This is a genomic window from Haloarcula sediminis (genome assembly GCF_035656455.1).
Classification (GTDB): domain Archaea; phylum Halobacteriota; class Halobacteria; order Halobacteriales; family Haloarculaceae; genus Haloarcula; species Haloarcula sediminis.
The window spans coordinates 431,612-444,170 of the sequence record NZ_JAYMGA010000001.1 but is presented as its reverse complement, the minus strand read 5'-3'; the positions used below and the strand labels follow the sequence as shown (position 1 = coordinate 444,170).

General features: G+C 67.7%; 11 protein-coding genes. 6 read left to right on the top strand and 5 right to left on the bottom strand.

Going from position 1 to position 12,559, the window contains the following annotated elements:
* Positions 1–32: 32 nt before the first annotated feature.
* Genes VJ162_RS02315 through VJ162_RS02295 form a run of 5 tightly spaced genes read left to right on the top strand, consistent with a single transcriptional unit; the run spans position 33 to position 6,476 of the window.
* The gene (locus VJ162_RS02315) at positions 33–1,181 is read left to right on the top strand and encodes an extracellular solute-binding protein (protein WP_324662124.1); all 1,149 of its coding nucleotides are present in this window, start codon (positions 33–35) and stop codon (positions 1,179–1,181) included.
* A gap of 1 nt (position 1,182) precedes the next feature.
* The gene (locus VJ162_RS02310; RefSeq protein ID WP_324662123.1) at positions 1,183–2,796 is read left to right on the top strand and encodes an ABC transporter permease; all 1,614 of its coding nucleotides are present in this window, start codon (positions 1,183–1,185) and stop codon (positions 2,794–2,796) included.
* Between the two features lies 1 nt (position 2,797).
* Complete coding sequence (locus VJ162_RS02305; protein ID WP_324662121.1) at positions 2,798–3,931, top strand: ABC transporter ATP-binding protein; 1,134 nt, start codon at positions 2,798–2,800, stop codon at positions 3,929–3,931.
* Entirely contained in the window at positions 3,928–5,940 is a 2,013-nt protein-coding gene (locus VJ162_RS02300) for a DUF7846 domain-containing protein (RefSeq protein WP_324662119.1), read from the top strand. The genes VJ162_RS02305 and VJ162_RS02300 overlap by 4 nt, the downstream gene beginning before the upstream one ends.
* On the top strand, positions 5,937–6,476 hold the full coding sequence (locus tag VJ162_RS02295) for a gluconate 2-dehydrogenase subunit 3 family protein (protein ID WP_324662117.1): 540 nt from the start codon (positions 5,937–5,939) through the stop codon (positions 6,474–6,476). The genes VJ162_RS02300 and VJ162_RS02295 overlap by 4 nt, the downstream gene beginning before the upstream one ends.
* A gap of 64 nt (positions 6,477–6,540) precedes the next feature.
* Here the strand turns inward: VJ162_RS02295 and VJ162_RS02290 are convergent, their stop codons facing one another.
* The 4 genes from VJ162_RS02290 to VJ162_RS02275 form a co-directional block, all read right to left on the bottom strand.
* Complete coding sequence (locus VJ162_RS02290) at positions 6,541–7,251, bottom strand: dolichyl-phosphate hexose transferase (protein WP_324662116.1); 711 nt, start codon at positions 7,249–7,251, stop codon at positions 6,541–6,543.
* Between the two features lie 79 nt (positions 7,252–7,330).
* Positions 7,331–8,383 (bottom strand): HTH-type sugar sensing transcriptional regulator TrmB, encoded by a 1,053-nt coding sequence (gene trmB, locus VJ162_RS02285; RefSeq protein WP_324662114.1) that lies wholly within the window; start codon positions 8,381–8,383, stop codon positions 7,331–7,333.
* A 46-nt stretch (positions 8,384–8,429) separates the two neighbouring features.
* Positions 8,430–9,494, bottom strand: a complete 1,065-nt coding sequence (locus tag VJ162_RS02280) for a glucose 1-dehydrogenase (protein ID WP_324662113.1) — start codon at positions 9,492–9,494, stop codon at positions 8,430–8,432.
* A gap of 46 nt (positions 9,495–9,540) precedes the next feature.
* Positions 9,541–10,614: a Gfo/Idh/MocA family protein gene (locus tag VJ162_RS02275; RefSeq protein WP_324662112.1), complete on the bottom strand. Its 1,074-nt coding sequence runs from the start codon at positions 10,612–10,614 to the stop codon at positions 9,541–9,543.
* A gap of 153 nt (positions 10,615–10,767) precedes the next feature.
* On the opposite strand from VJ162_RS02275, the gene gfcR reads away from it, so the two are divergent.
* Positions 10,768–11,409, top strand: a complete 642-nt coding sequence (gfcR, locus tag VJ162_RS02270; RefSeq protein WP_324662111.1) for a transcriptional regulator GfcR — start codon at positions 10,768–10,770, stop codon at positions 11,407–11,409.
* Positions 11,410–11,448: 39 nt separating this feature from the next.
* On the opposite strand, the gene VJ162_RS02265 is transcribed toward gfcR, so the two are convergent.
* Entirely contained in the window at positions 11,449–12,528 is a 1,080-nt protein-coding gene (locus tag VJ162_RS02265; protein WP_324662109.1) for a M24 family metallopeptidase, read from the bottom strand.
* Positions 12,529–12,559 lie beyond the last annotated feature (31 nt).

The window sequence follows — 12,559 nt, the reverse complement described above, 5'->3', positions numbered from 1 at the left end:
TTTAGGTAAACCTAAAACATACTCAACCAACCATGACTGACACACACTCAAACTCCACCCGGCGGCGGTTTCTCGCCCTGGGCGGAGCGACTGCCGCCGGCTCGCTGGCCGGCTGTTTCGGGCTGTTCAGCAACGACAACACCGAGGTCGGCGTCTCGCTGTCGGACTTCCGGGGCTCCGGGCCGCTCGTGGAGTCCCGCGACCAGCCCGGCGGCACCTCGATACAGGACCTGCCGCCGCTCGAAGGCGACCTCACCGTCTACCTCGGCGGCGGCGAAGGGGGCCTCTACGTCGACCTGCTCGACCTGTTCGAACAGGCCTACGACAACTTCTCCGTGGAACACCGCGTGGAGGGGTCCAGCAGCCTCGCCACCACAATCATCGAGGAAAACGAGGCCGGCGCGTCCCAGGCCGACGTGTTCATGTCCGTCGACGCCGGGTCGCTGGGCGCCGTCGCCAAAGCCGGGGCCACCCAGTCGCTGCCGAGCGAGGCGCTAGAGGCCGTGCCCGGGAGCTTCCAGGACGGCGACGGTCGCTGGGTCGGCTTCGCCGGCCGCGCCCGGGCGATCCCGTACAACACCAACACGCTCTCCCCGTCCGACCTCCCGAACTCAGTCCACGACTTCCCGGACACCGCAGCCCTGGAGGGGACGATGGGGTGGGCCCCCACCTACGGCGCCTTCCAGTCCTTTATCACCGCGATGCGGCTCAACAGGAGCGACGACGTGGCTCGCTCCTGGCTCAACTCGATGCAGAACCACGGCATCACGGAGTACGACAACGAGTTCGCCGTCTCCAACAGCGCCGCAAACGGCGAGCTTGCGGCCGGCTTCGCGAACCACTACTACTCGCTGCGTGTCCAGTCGGCCCGCCAGAACGCACCCCTGGACCTGTACTTCACCGAAGGGGACGCCGGCGCGCTGGTCAACGTCTCCGGGCTGGAGATTCTCAGCGGGACGGGCAACGCCGAACTGGCCGGGAACTTCGTCCGGCACGTCCTCTCCGCTGAGGCCCAGGAGTTCTTCGCCACCCGTACCTTCGCCTACCCGATGATCTCGGGCGTCCAGCCCGTGGGTGGCCTCCCGCGCATCGACGACCTGAACCCGCCGGACATCGACCTCACGGAGCTTGCCGACGTGGAGGGGACCGTCGACCTGATGCAGGACGTGGGCGTCCTCTGAGATGGGCGCGAGCGACCGTCTGGAGCGGATTCGCGAGCGGGCGAACGTCGCCGACCGCGACGCCGACGAGCCGACGATCCTCGCTCTGGTCGTTCTGGCGATCTCCCTGCTTCTCCTCTCGCCCATCGCCTGGGTGCTCATCGAGGCCAGCGAGATGCCGACCGGCCGGCTGCTCGAACTCGTCGTGAGCGGGACAACGAAGACGGTAACGGTCAACACGCTCGTGCTGGTCTCCGCCGTTACCGCGGCGTCGGTACTCATCGGCGTCCCGCTGGCCCTGCTCACCGTCCAGACCGACCTCCCGTTCAAGCGGTTCTGGACGGTCACCGCGGCGCTCCCGCTGGTGGTTCCAAGCTATATCGGCGCGTTCGCGTTCGTCTCCGCCTTCGGCCCGCGCGGGGAGCTTGCGGACCTGCTGGCACCGCTTGGCGTCGAGTCGATTCCGACGATTTACGGGCTCCACGGCACCGTGCTGGTGTTGACGCTGTTTACGTACCCCTACGTCTTTCTGACGACGCGAGCGTCGCTCATCTCCTTCGACGGGCGGGTCGTCGAGGCCGCCCGAACGCTGAACGCCAGCCGATTTGAGGCGTTCAAACGCGTCACGCTGCCACAGATTCTCCCCGGCATCGCCGCCGGCGCCCTGCTGGTGGCGCTGTACACGCTCTCTGACTTCGGGACGCCGGCCATCATGCGTTACGACGTGTTCACGCGCATGATATTCGTCGAGGAGCAGGCCCGGAACCTGGACGCCGCCGCCGTCCTCTCCCTGCTCTTGCTCGCTCTGGCGATGGCGATACTCGCCGTCGAGTCACGCATCGGCGCGAGCCGTGACGGCGCCTACGTCGCAAGCGGCGACCACCGCGCCGGGAAGATACAGCTGGGCTACTGGAAACTGCCCGCGATGGGCTTTTGTGCCCTCATCGCCGCGCTCTGTCTGGCCCTCCCAATCGGCATCCTCGGGCTGTGGCTGGTCAGGTCGGCCGGTGCCGCGCCCGCGGGGTTCGTCTTCGAGGCCCAGCATGTCACCAACTCGGTGATGCTCGCGGCCGGCGCGGCCGCGCTCTGTGTCGTCGTCGCGCTCCCGATAGCTTACCTCTCGGCGCGCGGCGACGGCACGCTCTCCTCGCTGCCCGAGCGGGTCTCCTACGTCGGCTACGCGGTCCCCGGCGTCGTCATTGGGCTCTCGCTCATCTACCTCGCGCTACGGTTCGTCCCCTTCCTCTATCAGAGCCTCTTCGTGCTCGTGTTTGCCTACGTCGTCCGCTTTCTCCCGCAGGCCGTTGGGACGACGGAGTCATCCATACTACAGGTCGACCCAAGCTATATCGAGGCGGCCCGCTCGCTCGGCTACGGCCCGATAACCTCGTTCCGGAAGGTGGTCCTGCCGCTTGTCGCGCCGGGTATCGCCGCCGGCGCGGCGCTCGTGTTCCTGACGACGATGAAGGAGCTGCCGGCGACGCTCATGCTCCGGCCGATCGGCTTCGAAACCATCGTAACGTACATCTGGCTGGTCCGCGGAGCAGCGTACCAAGGACAGGCGGCCGTCCCGGCGCTGATTCTCGTCGGCGTCTCGGGGCTGTCGATGCTCGTTATCCTCAGACAAGAGGGCTAAAATGGCAAAAAACCAACCAAAGCAGCGAATTTCCGAGTTCGAAACGATAGAGACAGCGGTCGAGGACCCGGAGCGGACGGTGCTCTCCATCGAGGGCGTCTCGAAGGAGTACGGGGCCGAGAAGGCCGTCGAGGACCTCTCGCTGTCGGTCAAGGACGGGGAGTTGCTGACGCTTCTGGGCCCCTCGGGCTGCGGGAAGACGACCACGCTCCGGATGCTGGCCGGCCTCGAAGCGCCCAGCGAGGGGACCATCACCATCGCCGGCGAGACGGTGACCGGCGACGCCGACGGCCCCTTCAGAAAGCCCGAAGAGCGCGACGTGGGCATCGTCTTCCAGGACTACGCCCTCTTTCCGCATCTCACCGTCGCCGAGAACATCGCCTTCGGGCTCGACGAACTGGACGAGGCCGAGACCGACGCGCGGGTCGCGGAGCTGCTGGAGCTTGTCGACCTGGAGTCCCACGAGGAGAAGATGCCAAGCCAGCTCTCGGGCGGGCAACAGCAGCGGGTCGCGCTGGCCCGCTCGCTGGCCCCGGAGCCGGACGTACTCCTGCTCGATGAGCCGTTCTCGAATCTCGACGTACGCCTGCGCGTCGAGATGCGCGAGGAGGTCCGCCGGATACTGAAGCGGGCCGGCGTCACCGCCATCTCGGTGACCCACGACCAGGAGGAGGCCCTCTCCATCAGCGACCGCGTCGCCATCATGAACGACGGCACCCTCGCGCAGATGGGCGACCCGGGCGAGGTGTTCGAGAACCCCGAGAGCCGCTTCGTCGCGAGCTTCCTCGGGCAGGCCAGCTTCCTCTCGGCCCGCGTGACCGACCGGCTCGAAACCGGGCTGGGGAGTTTCGGTCTCGAACGCCTGAACGGCCCCATCCAGGCTTACGACGGCGCGATGGTTGACGTGCTGGTCCGGCCGGACGACCTGCAGGCGATCCCCGCCAGCGAGCCGAAAGCCGACGGCTACGTCGTCCACCGCCAGTACAACGGTCCCAACTTCATCTACCGGGTCGAGTTGCACAGCGGCGACGTGGTCCACTGCATGCACAACCACGTCGAGACGTTCGAGGCCGGCCAGCCGGTCGAGATAGACCTGGCCGCCGACCACGAGCTGGCCTGGTACCCCGCTGAATGAGTCGGCTGCGACGACCCCGCGTGCAGGCGGCGCTCGTCGCAGTCGTCGGCGGGCTCCTCGTCTACGCCATCGCCCACGTCGTCTTTCCGTACCACACCAGCAACCACGACGAGGCGGTGTATCTCCAGCAGGCCGCGATGTTACTGGAGGGGCAGCTGTTCTTGCGCCCGCCGGTCGACGGGCCCTTCCGCCCCTGGTTCTTCGTCGAGAGCGGTCGGGGGCTGTACTCGAAGTACACGCCTCCGACGGCGGCGGTGTTCGCCGTTGGCAAACTGCTTGGCGGCTACCGCATCGCGCTCGCGCTCGTCGCGACCGGCGCGCTTGCGGGCACCTACCACACGGTTCGTGAGGTCTTCGACGCCCGGACCGGCGTCGTCGCTACGGTCCTCATGCTCGCCTCGCCGCTGTTCGTCGTGGAGGCCTCGGTATTTCTCTCGTACGTGCCGGCGATGTGCTGGAACCTCGCCTTCGCGGTGTCGTACCTCCACGCCGACCGGACCGGCAGCCGGCGGACCGCTGTGCTTGCGGGTGTCGCGGTCGGTGTCGCCTTCTTTACCCGCCCCTACACCGCGGTGCTGTTCGCGACGCCCTTTATCCTACATGCGCTGTGGTCGCTCCGCGGCCGGGAACGGTCGGTCGTCGAGCGCGTCGGGCTGACCGCCCTGTTCGGACTGGCCGGCGTCGCCGTCACGTTTGGCTACAACAGCGTGATGACCGGCGACCCGCTCGTGTTCCCCTACCAGGCGTTCGCGCCGCTTGACGGGCTCGGCTTTGGCTACCGGGAGATAGCCGGCCACTCGGAGACGTTCACGCCGGCGCTCTCGCTGCGGTCCAACGCGGAGGTGCTGTGGCTGTTCGCGACGGAGTGGGTCGTCGCCGGCCCGCTCGGAACAATCGCCGCCCTCGTCGGGCTCCGGACGGTCAGACGGCGTGGATTCGACGACCGCCAGCTCGCCCTGGCCGGCGTCGGACTCAGTGTCCCGCTGGGGAACCTCCTCTTTTGGGGGAACTTCAACATCCTCGGCGAACTCGCCGACCCAAACGACGGGCTCGTTGCCTCTTTCGGCCCGTACTACCACATGGACCTGCTCGTCCCCGTCGTCGCCTTTGGCGCCGTCGGCCTGTTTGCCGCCGTCGAGTGGGCCCGTGAGACGCTCCCGCGCCACGTGAGCGCCGAGCGCGCCCGGCCGGCCGTGACCGCGCTGTTACTGCTCGGGGCCACAGTCGGGACCGGGGTCGCCGTGGGCGCTGTCGCGGCCCCGCTCGGGGACAACTACGACGTGACCCAGCAGTACGAGCAGGCCTACGAGCCCTTCGACGGGCGCGACCTCGACGATACCGTCGTCTTCCTGCCCCGGACCTACGGCAACTGGCTCAACCACCCGTTCCAGACGCTCCGCAACGACCCCGGGTTCGACGGCGAGACGGTGTACGCCATGCAGCGCCAGCAGTTCGCCGTCGTCGACAGCTACCCCGACCGGAGCTACTACCGGTACGTCTATCGGGGCCAGTGGGCACCGTTCCTGGGTCAGTCGGTCGAACCGCGGCTCCAGCGCGTGCGGGCGGCCAGCGGGCAAACGGTGACAACGGACCTCTCGGCGTCGGTGCCCGCGGCGGCGGAGTCGGTCACCGTCCAGCTACACAACGGGACGACAAACACCAGCGCAAACGAGTTCACGACCGCCACCGACGCGTCGCCGCTTGCCCTGCGGCTCCGCACCGACGCCAACCGGACCCGACTCAGCGGTGACAGCCTCGATGACAGTCTCGCCGTGCCCACGCCCCGACGGGGGACGGTGACCGTCGTCGCCTTCGTCGATTACGGCGCCGACCGAGCCGTAAAGTACCGCTGGGTCCTTCCGGTAAACGGGACTGACTCGGGCGTGCGGGCCCTGACACCGCGGATGGAGGTGTGCTGGTCCGAGCGGCTCTGTGGCGGACAGGCCGCCTACGTGCCCGGCGCCCACCGCGACGGTATCGCACTCAACGCAACGGTGAGACAAGGATGACAGAACTCGACAGACGCGACGTATTGAAGGCACTCGGCGCGGCCGGCATCGCCGTCGGCGGCGGCGCGGCGCTGCTCGAATGGGCCGACAACGATGGCGACGGAACTGTCGTCACCGACCACGAGCGGCGGACGCTGCACGCGGTCGCACGGACCGTCTACCCGAGCGAGGTGGACGGCGTCGGCTCGTTCGTCGACGGCTACATGTCCCGTCGGCTGCGGGACGACTTGGAGCGGGCCGACGCCGTCCTCGACGCGCTCTCGGCGCTCGATAGCTACGCACGGGAGTGGGAGGACACCGACTTCCGGCAACTGGACCCCGCAAAACAGGAGGAGACGCTCAGAGCGATGGGCGTGGCCGACGCCGACCCCGTCCCCGACGGCGCGCCCCGCGAGCGGGTGCGGTACTATCTGGTCAACGAACTGGTGTACGGGCTCTATAGCTCGCCCACTGGCGGGGAACTGGTCGGCATCGAGAACCCGCAGGGCCACCCCGGCGGGACCGAGAGCTACCAGCGGCCGCCCGGCGGGGAGTGACGACGGGCCGCACGGTCCCGTCGTCGTTGCCGGAACTGGGGTCCGGACAGGCGCAGTTGCGTCGTTACCGGAGTCGCTCCTCGAACGCGACTTTCAGGATGGACTTGGCGATAGCGGCCCCACCCTCGAACGGGTCCAGTTTGGTCTCGCCCTTGCGCTCGTCGTACTCGATGGGACGTTCGCGCACGTCGTAGCCACGCATCAGCGGGCGCATCAACAGCTCGGCCGAGAGACCGGTGTTTTCGGTCCACCGTATCTTCTGGACGACCTCGCGCCGGTAGGCCCGCATCCCGGTCGTCGTGTCGTGGACGCGCTCGCCTATCGCCACGGAGGCAAGCAGGGCGAACAGTTCGTTGCCGAGCTTGTTCAGCCCGGGCATCTCGTCGGCGCCGTAGTAGAGCCGGTCGCCGCTGACCACGTCGGCGCCGTCGTTGATCTCGTCGAGGAAGTCCGGCAGCCGCTCCATCGGGTAGGTGTCGTCGCAGTCGGTCGTGACGACGACCGGCCGCTCCGGTGCCAGAACGGCCGCGCGGACGGCGACGCCGTACCCCTGTGGCTCCTGTTCGATGACCGTCGCGCCGTGGTCGCGGGCGATCTCGGGCGTGCGGTCGCTGGAGCCGTCGACACAGACAACCTCGGCCCGGCCGTCGGTGACGGTCGCGATGTCCTCCAGGACGGTGGCTATCGCGTCTTCCTCGTTGTAGGTACCCATCACGACGGCGAGGTCGTCGAACGTGTACTCCGAGTCGGTCTCACCGGACTGCTGTGAACTCATTACGCTATTTCTCTCGTGAGGGGTTTAGTATTTTTAGGTTCGCCAAAAATACGGTCGGCGCGCCGACAGGAACGGGAACTCAGGCGGACGGCGGGGCGTCTCTGCCGACCCGTATCTCGTAGGCCTCGATGTCCTCGTAGGCGGCGACCTGTCCGCCCACGTCGACTGGTCCGTCTTCGGTCTCGACGACCAGCGTCGCCACCTCCCGGTTGGGCCCGAACGAGACCTCGCCGACCCGGCCTTCGACGACCCAGCTGTCACCAGTCGCGACGTTCCGGCCCTCGATAGTCGCGTAGAACTCTCCCTCCAGCGCGACCAGATCGGAGATGCACCGACGTATCGTGCCGTAGCGCCGCGGGAACGGGAGTTCGGTGTCGGCAGTCGCGATGGTGTCGGCCGTCGTCCAGAGGACCGTGTTGAGAAAGCCCGAGACCAGAAAGCCAAGCTCCGACCGGTTGAAAATGACGCCGTAACGGTCGGGGGCGCCCCTGACCGACTCCCGGGTGGCGTACATCGAGTAGTTCCCATCGGCGACGGCCACCACCGGCGTCGTGATGCCCCGGCGGCCCTTGACCGTGGTCGCGACGGCGTCGTAGTCGAACATCTCGGGGTCGGGCGCGTCGCCGGCCGGCGACAGCAGTATCTCGGTCCCGATACCGTCCTCCCGTCGCCTCCGGAGCGTGTCCTCGAAGCGGTCCAAAAGCGAGGGCGTCAGCGACAACAGGAGTTCGTACTCGGCGGCGTCGATGATGTCTTCCAGATAGCGCAGGATGGTCGGCCGGGACTTGACCAGCGAGACGGCCTCGGGCTCCCGTGCGGGCGCGGTGTAGCGCGCCGAGAGGTCCTCGACCAGCTCGTCCAGTGACTCCTGGATATCGCCAAACGACTCGCGTGGGTCGATCGCGATCACCTTCATCGGCCGGGACTCCTTGAGTTCGACCAGCCCCACCTCGCCGAGGCTCCGGACGGTGTCGTACACCCGAGGCTGGGGAATGTCCGTCCGGTCAGCGATCTCCGAGGCCGTCAACTCGCCGTGCTGGAGGACCGCCAGATACGCCGATATCTCGTACTCGCCGAGGTTGAACCGCGAGATTACCCCGTCCAGCGCCGCCTCCAGATCGTCGGATGGCATACGGACGTGGGTTGGCCGGACCGCTACAAAGAAGTTCTCCCCGCCGTCACAGTGTGTCGAACTCGACGACGGCCTTTATCTGGCCCTCGTCGTCCTCGAAGGCCGCCTCGACGTTGTCGGGGCTCGCGACCGTCGTCACGAGGTCGTCGAGCAACCACTGGGGCATCTCGTCGAGCGTGTCCACGGCGGCCTCGAAGTGCTTGACGTGTGAGTTGACGGTGCCGATGAGACACTTGTTGTGCAGGACGATCTCCTTGTGGAGGGTCCCGCCGTCGATTTCGAACTCCCAGGGGCCGGGGATGCCAAGCAGGGCGCCGACGCCGTTGGGGGCGAGAGCGTGGATAGTCTGGACGGCGTGGGGCGCGTAGCCGGTGGCCTCGAAGACGTAGTCGACGGCCTCGTGGGCGTCCGGCAGCTCCTCGACGCTCGTCTCCCGTGAGTCGACGTAGGTGGCACCGAGTTCGTCCATGACATCGATCGTCGGGTCCGGGCGGTCCCGCCGACCCACACAGTAGGTGCGGTCGAACTCCCGGCCGAGCATCCACAGGGTCAAGAGTCCGAGCGAGCCGTTGCCCAGCACACAGGCGGCCTCGGGGCGCCACTCGAAGGGCTCTCTGGTCGAGAAGGCGTGGTCGTTTGCCTTCTCGGCGATGGAGACCGGTTCGACCAGCATCCCGTACTCCGCCAGGTGGTCGGGGATCGGCACGAGGTTGTCGGCCGGCGAGGTGAAATACTCCGCCATGAACCCGTGTTCGCCGACGATGCCGCGCTCGACGTACTCGCCGTCGGGGGCCATGTCGGGCTCGCCCCGCCGGAAGTAGTCGTTGGTCTCCCCGTTGGGTTTCCGGCGGACGGTCGGGACGACGACCTGGCCGGCGTCGAGCCCGGAGCCGTTGCCGTCCTCGACGACGCCGACGGCCTCGTGGCCCAGTACCATATGCTGGGCGCTCTCAGGGTAGCCGCCGTGTGACCCGGCGATGACCTCGTGGTCGGTACCGTCGACACCGACACGGAGTGTCCTGACGAGCGCCTCGCCGTCGCCGGGCTCCGGGCGTTCCACGTCGAGTAGCTCCACGCCGTCCCCATCGCGAGTGACACCGATAGCCTTCATCTTATCTGAAACTCCGTAGAGACATGGTTAAAATTGTCCATGGTGGTCACTCCGCAAGCGAGATGGCTCGCCCCTCCTCGCTGGAGCGGTAGATGGCATCCAGCACCCGCTGGACGGCCAGGGCCTGCTCGACGGTGTTGGTTCCGGGGGGCTCACCGGTGGCGACGCTTTCGACGAACTTCTCCAGTTCGATGCCGTGGGCGTCCTCGCCCGCCGTCTCGATCTGTGAGGTCCGGTGGTGGTCGACGCCGGTCGAGACGGTCTCGTACAGCTCCATCTCGTCGTCGCTCAGTTCGAGCCGGGCACCGGCTCCCGACCCGCGAACGACGTACTCCTGGCTATCGGGTCGGTTCGACGCCCACGCCACCTCCAGCGCGATGGTCGACCCGTCGGCACACCGGATGAACGCCGAGGCCGAGTCGTCCACGTCGAACCCCGACGAGCCGTGGTCCTCGCCCCACATGTTCACGTAGGCATACTCGGCTCGGGTGCCGAAGGTCGCCCGCGTCTGTCCGGACACCTCGACTACCTCGGGGAAGTCAAGCAGATACAGCGAGAGGTCGATGGCGTGGACCCCGATGTCGATGAGCGCCCCGCCGCCGGCCAGCGCCCTGCGCGTGAACCACGACCCTCGGCCGGGGACGCCACGGCGGCGGAGGTAGTTCGCCTCGATGTGATCCAGCTCGCCCATGGTGCCGTCGTCGCGGTAGCTGACGAGAACCTGGACCGGGTCCCGAAAGCGGTTGTGAAACCCGACCATACAGAACCCCTCGGCCTCCCGGGCGGCCTCGGCGATTCCCTCGGCACTCTCGACGGTGTGGGCCAGCGGCTTCTCCACGAACACGTCCAGCCCCGCTTCGAGCGCGCCGACGACGTACTCCTCGTGGAACTTGTTGGGCGTCGTTACCAGGACGGCGTCGACGTCCGCGTAGAGGTCGGCCTGGCGTTCGTAGACGGTCGCGTCGTACTGGGCGGCAAAGCGGCCGCGTGCATCGGGGTCGACGTCCAGACCGGCGGTGACGACGTTGTCGTAGCCCGCTTTCTGGAGGCGGTCACAGTGGAGTCGAGCGATGTTTCCGAGACCGATAACGCCCAGTGCGGGTTCATGTTGCTCTTCCATTATGTTGGTGAAGGAACCGGAGACGGAAATTATTCCGGTTAGCTCGACTACCACTTTCGGTCGTCGGACAGTTCGTCGGAACGGTGTCCGCTGGGGGCGTCACCGCGGCACAAAGGCGTTGCATATTAAGCCCCACCGGACAGAAGGCAGCGTATGAAGAACATCGACGACCTCGTCGAGAGCGCAGCGGACCTCGCCGAGCGAGGCCTCTCCAAGGGTGAGATAGCCGACGAACTGAACGTCTCCCGCGAGACGGCGAGCTGGCTGGTCGAGCGAAGCGGCTCCGGTCCCACGCCCAAAGAGCCCGACACGAGCGGTCCCCACGACATCCACGTCGACTGGTCCGCGCTGGGCCGGGACAGCAACCGCCTCAGTCACGTCGGGGCTGCGATGGCCGACCTGCTCTCGAAACAGGGCGAAGACGTCGACCTCACCATCGGTATCGAGAAGGCCGGCGCGCCGCTTGCGACGACGGTCGCACGGGAGCTTGACACCGACCTCGGGACCTACGCCCCCTCGAAACACCAGTGGGACGACGACGAGAGCGAGACCTCGGACGGCTCTTTCTCCCGGAACTTCGCCCAGATTCGGGACCGGGACTGCTACGTCGTCGACGACACCATCACCAGCGGGAACACGATGACCGAAACCGTTGAGGCCATCCAGCAACAGGGCGGCAACCCCGTCGCCTGCGTCGTGCTGGCCGACAAGCGCGGCATCGAGGAGATACACGGCGTCCCGGTGTACTCGCTGTTGCAGGTCATCCGCGTGGGCAGCGACGAGTCCTCGGCCTGAGAGTAACGCGGCTATTTTTCAACAGTCTGACCCCACCGGCTACCGCTGGAGGACGCCGTGTCGGGGCAGTTCGCAGTCGTAGCCGACAGCTTCGACCCGCTGGGTCGGCCACTCGCCAGTCCCCGAGAGGAGTTCGATACCGTCGGCCGTGACCAGATGCGTGTCCTCGCTTTTGGCGCCCCGGACGGTCGGGTTCCAGGCGTACCCCTGGGGGAGCACGACCGGCTGGTCGCCATCCGGGGTCGCAATCCACTCCCGACCGGCGTAGCCCGCCGCGCCGCCCTGGTGGTGGTTGCGCCACTCGCCGTCCCACCCGACGGCGTCGTAAGCCCGCTGGATGGCCTCGAACACGTCACCAGCCGTGCCACTGTCGCGGCCGACGGCCCGCGTCGCGGCCAGCGCGGTCGCTTCCACGCGCATCGCTGCGCGCGTGCGTTCCCGGAGCCAGTCAGGTGCGTCGAAGGCTATCGTCCGGGTGCAACTGGTGTACAGCCCGTCGCGCCCGGCGGTCACCGAGAGCAGGGCGTACTCGCCCAGCGGCTCGGCCTGTGGCGTGTAGTGGCGGTACCGCTGGGCCCGCTCGGCGCCCCCGACCAGTGCGACCGGCGAGTCGATGCCCGCCTCGGACAGTTCGCCCCGGAGCGCCGCCGCGACATCGCGCTCGGTGTCAGTGGACTCGACCCGCCGGGCGACTGTCTCGACCGCCTCGGCCACCTCGGCGCTCAGCGTCCGGTAGCGTTCGCGCTGGCGCTCGGTCAGGGGTTGCCGGAGCGCGGACGCGTCCACGCTATCGAAGCCGGGCACGTCGAAGTCGGCGGCGGCCGGCGCCGGGCTCACGTCGGCGACGGTCGCGGCCAGGTCGCTCTCGTACCAGGCGTAGGTCTCGACCTCGACGTCGTCGGCCAGTTCCTCCTCGCGCAGCCGCCGCCCTTCGATACTGTTCGTGACGACGGTGATGCCGTCGCCGTCGTAGCCCGCCGCGGCGACGCCGATATCCCCGCCCCGGTCGACGACGTTGTCGCCCCCGGTCAGCCAGGCGAAGCCGTTCGGTCGCGCAAACCACACCGCGGCGAGGTCCTCGCTGTCCAGATACGCGTCGAGTCGGGGGGTGAGTGACATACCGGCCCAACGGTGGCCGGTCGATTAAAAC